The organism is Fusibacter sp., from assembly GCF_057447755.1.
In genome coordinates this window covers 1-1,906 of record NZ_JBVBZF010000480.1, presented here as the reverse complement: position 1 = coordinate 1,906, position 1,906 = coordinate 1, and the positions used below count along the sequence as shown (strand labels likewise).

General features: G+C 35.5%; 2 protein-coding genes. Both read right to left on the bottom strand.

Translation table 11 applies throughout. From position 1 onward, the window contains the following. Positions 1–226: 226 nt before the first annotated feature. Positions 227–1,501, bottom strand: a complete 1,275-nt coding sequence (locus AC220I_RS21885) for a diguanylate cyclase (protein ID WP_486725991.1) — start codon at positions 1,499–1,501, stop codon at positions 227–229. 174 nt (positions 1,502–1,675) lie between these two features. Then, positions 1,676–1,906: hypothetical protein (locus AC220I_RS21880; protein WP_486725990.1), on the bottom strand; the 231-nt coding region annotated here is incomplete at its 5' end.

Here is a 1,906-nt window from a genome sequence, read left to right as displayed (position 1 = left end):
TTAAAAAATGTCCTCTTGGGAATCATGTCTACCTCCAGCAATCTAAAAATTGCAAAGTTTATCTGTTTTTGATTTATACTGATATAACCTTAACATATACTATTATGACTACCCAAATTTAGCAATTTCAAAAGTTTTTTCAGAAAGAATACTTTTTTAATGTTGACTGCTGGAAAAATAGCCAACTCAAGATTCTCTGGTATATCATGACCCATGGACCGGTCTATTATATCTTACAAAATTTTTCCACTCTGTTTCTGCCATTCTCTTTGGCCTGGTATAATGCATGATCAACGTTCTTTAAGAAATCTTTTAAGAGCAGATTTGTATCATATTCACCCACACCAAAACTTGCTGTTAAGCCCTTAGCTTCTCCAAAATTACATTCTTCAATCAAAACTCTGAATTTTTCTGCTTTATGGAAGGCACCTTCAATCGATGTATCCGGTAAGACGATGATAAATTCTTCGCCACCCCACCGTCCTGCCACATCCAGACGTCTTGAGTTTTCTTTTAAAATAGTGGCAATTTGGACCAGCACTTTGTCGCCAACAAGATGTCCATAAGAGTCATTTACGACTTTAAAATGGTCAATGTCTATGATAATCACAGAAAATATCGTACCTGATCTTTTGGCACGTTCGACCTCACATTCAAGTACCCTGTCAACCTTTAACCGATTGTTGAGCTTGGTCAAAGTATCTGTTTCTGAAAGATCTTGCAACTGCTTGTTCATCTCTTCAAGCATGGTCTTATCTTTATCAAGCATCTCATTTTGGGCTTCAATTTCATCAAAGTTGTCCCTAATTTGATCCGAAATTTCATTGATAAGGTGACCTAAATCACCAAGTTCATCGTTGTTTCTTATGTTTAGTCTATGACTAAAATCTTTATTGGCAATGGCTTGTAATGCCATTCGGATATTCAAAATAGGTCTTGTAAATACAAAGGATGTCAAATAGGAAATCACCAATCCCAGCAATAAGAGCAAGAAAAGAAATGTCAACATAGCACTATTTATGAGATCCACAACTTCATTAACATAATTGAGTGGCTTATCAAGAATAATATAGTCTCTTTCATTAAGTCTTCCTACGAGCAACATGGTATTCCCTTCACCATGGAGGGCATCTAAGACAAATGTCTCATATGCTATATCGGGATTTTCAATCACTTTAAGTGCGCTTTCTTTAAATTCTGTCTGTAATTGGCCCTCTCGTCTGACCCCAGGTGTGTTGGATTCTTTAATATGAAGATCAGAATCTATAATGCTTGCAAAACCTCTGAAAACCACACTTGAATTCTTTATAATTTCTCCCATATCACTTAGGTGCATATACTTACTCTGAAATTTTGAATACAGCTTAATTTCCTGTTCTCTATATTTATTGATGAGGATATCATCAATAAATATAGTGCTAAATGACATCAGTAAGATAGCAAGTAAGATAACCAGACTATTGATCATTAAAAACAATTTTACTCTAATGGACAACCTCATACAGCCTCCTAATACGCTCTTATATAAAGTTTGTAATCGTGATAGACGAAATCTTATTCAATTTTATCACAATTCTTGCTGAGACTATACATGATTATTGTTATATTAGAAGTTTTATCGTTTAAGCCTCTGATTCTGTCTTCTTTCTCCACTAGGTTTGTTAAAGGTTGTGGCTTAGTCCTCCATATACTGTGGCAAGTCTGAAGGTAACCTCGACTCTATGATCAAGTCCATTGAAATTTTACCTTCTAAAGTTGTAAGATATGTCTCAGCAGCTTCTTGAGTTTTAAACTGTTCAAACTCATATAGGAAACCACCTTCACTGTCTCTCATAATCCGATATGCCTGAATAAGGCCCTCTTTTTGCTTCCAAAATAGGTCTTCCTCAAGGTGTCCGAACGCTTC

Excerpts from the sequence above, each read along its gene's own strand:
- AC220I_RS21885 (WP_486725991.1), bottom strand. The coding sequence starts at position 1,501 with ATGAGGTTGTCCATTAGAGTAAAATTGTTTTTAATGATCAATAGTCTG.